Below are 2,000 nucleotides of genomic sequence, written 5' to 3' on the forward strand. Positions count from 1 at the left end.
TTCGCTCCCAACCCCTACGCCGCCTTCGAGATGAGCATCTGGATGCTGGGCTCGCTGTCGCAGAAGAGCTGGGACCACATCCTGCTGGCCGGCCCCTTCATCCTGGCAGGCCTCGCGATCCTCGCTACCATGGGCCGCGCGATCGACGCGCTCGCGCTGGGCGAGGCCCAGGCGTCCAGCCTGGGCGTCGACCTTGACCGCACCCGCCTGCTCGCCCTGCTGGGCACGGGCCTGGCGGTCGGTGCGGCGACCTCGGTCACCGGCTCGGTCGGCTTCATCGGCCTGATCGCGCCGCACCTCGTCCGCCCGTTCGTCGGCTACCAGCCCAGCCGCACGCTGCTTCCCTCGGCCCTGTTCGGCGCGGCGCTGCTGCTGCTGGCCGACATCCTCACCCGCGTCCTGCACACCACCTCCGAGCTGCGGCTCGGCGTGGTCACCAGCCTGATCGGCACGCCGTTCTTCTTCTGGCTGGTCGTGCGCCTGCGGAGGCTGGCGCCATGAGCGTGTTGGAGGCGAAGGGGATCACCGTCGAGCGCGGCGGCCGCGCCATCGTGGACGGCGTCTCAGCCCGGCTCGAAGCCGGCATGTTCGTGGCCCTGATCGGCGCCAACGGCGCGGGCAAGTCGACGCTGTTGAACTGCCTGGCCGGCCTGCTCAGGCCCGAGGCCGGCGCCGTCACCCTCGACGACCGCCCGGTGCTCGCCATTGATCGCCGCGAGCTGGCGCGCCGCCGCGCCTATCTGCCCCAGAGCCTGCGCGCCGAGTGGCCCATCGCGGTCGAGCGCGTCGTGGCGTTGGGCCTCACCCCGCAGCTCCCGGCCTTCGGCGGTCTGCCCGGCGGTTTCGAGCCGCGCCTGACCCAGGCCATCGAGGCCTTCGACCTGGTCCCCCAGCGCTTCCAGCCCGCCACCACGCTCTCCGGCGGCGAGCTCGCCCGCGCCATGCTGGCTCGCGCCCTGATCGGCGACCCCGACGTGCTCCTGGCCGACGAGCCGATCTCGGGCCTCGACCCCAGGCACCGCCTGGACACCGTCGTGCGCCTGCGCCGCCTGGCGGTGGACGAGGACCGGCTGGTGGTCACCACCCTGCACGACCTCACGCTGGCGCTGCGCCACGCCACCCACCTGATGGCGCTGCGCGAAGGCCGCCTCGTCGCCTTCGGCCCCATCGCCGAGACGCTGACGCCCGACCTCCTGGCCCAGGTCTTCGACGTCCGCGCCCGCATCGCCGGCCAGGGCGCCGAGGCGCTGGTGGACTACCTGGGCCCCGCCTGATGGCCGCGCTCATGCTGCAGGGCTGCGGCTCGGACGTGGGCAAGTCGGTGCTGGTCGCCGGCCTCTGCCGCCTGTTCACGAACCGCGGCCTGACCGTCCGCCCGTTCAAGCCGCAGAACATGTCGAACAACGCTGCGGTCACCGCGGATGGCGGCGAGATCGGCCGGGCGCAGGCGCTGCAGGCCATCGCCTGCCGCACGCCGCCCACCGTCGACATGAACCCGGTGCTCCTGAAGCCCCAGTCCGACACCGGAGCCCAGCTCGTGGTCCGCGGCCGCATGGAGGGCGAGTGGCAGGCCGCCGCCTATCAGGACCGCAAGGCCTCGCTGCTGCCCGTCGTGGTCGAGAGCTTCCGCCGCCTGGAGGCCGAGGCCGACCTCGTCCTCGTGGAAGGCGCGGGCAGCCCGGCCGAGACGAACCTCAGGGCCAACGATATCGCCAACATGGGCTTCGCGCATGCCGCCGATGTGCCGGTCGTCCTGATCGGCGACATCGACCGCGGCCACGTGATCGCGAGCCTCGTGGGCGCCCACGCCGTCCTCGACGCCGCCGACCGCGGCCGCATCCGGGGCTTCCTGATCAACAAGTTCCGCGGCGACCCCGCACTATTCGACGACGGCCGCGCCGAGATCGCGCGCCGCACCGGCTGGGCCGACCTCGGCATGGCCCCCTGGCTCCCGGCCGCCGCGCGCCTGCCGGCCGAAGACGCCGTGGTGCTGGAGCGCC

3 protein-coding genes are annotated in these 2,000 nt (G+C 73.3%); all 3 read left to right on the plus strand.

Annotation, left to right across the window (positions count from 1 at the left end; all coding sequences use genetic code 11):
• Positions 1-501, plus strand: a 501-nt coding sequence (locus VGD44_RS12640; protein ID WP_331087506.1) for an iron ABC transporter permease, incomplete at its 5' end; no start/stop codon positions are given.
• Positions 498-1,274, plus strand: coding sequence for an ABC transporter ATP-binding protein (locus tag VGD44_RS12645; protein ID WP_331087508.1), 777 nt, complete (start codon positions 498-500; stop codon positions 1,272-1,274). The genes VGD44_RS12640 and VGD44_RS12645, both read left to right, overlap by 4 nt.
• The coding region (locus tag VGD44_RS12650) for a cobyric acid synthase (RefSeq protein ID WP_331087510.1) at positions 1,274-2,000 on the plus strand (727 nt) is incomplete at its 3' end. The genes VGD44_RS12645 and VGD44_RS12650, both read left to right, overlap by 1 nt.

This window comes from Phenylobacterium sp., assembly GCF_036402295.1.
Classification (GTDB): Bacteria; Pseudomonadota; Alphaproteobacteria; order Caulobacterales; family Caulobacteraceae; genus Phenylobacterium.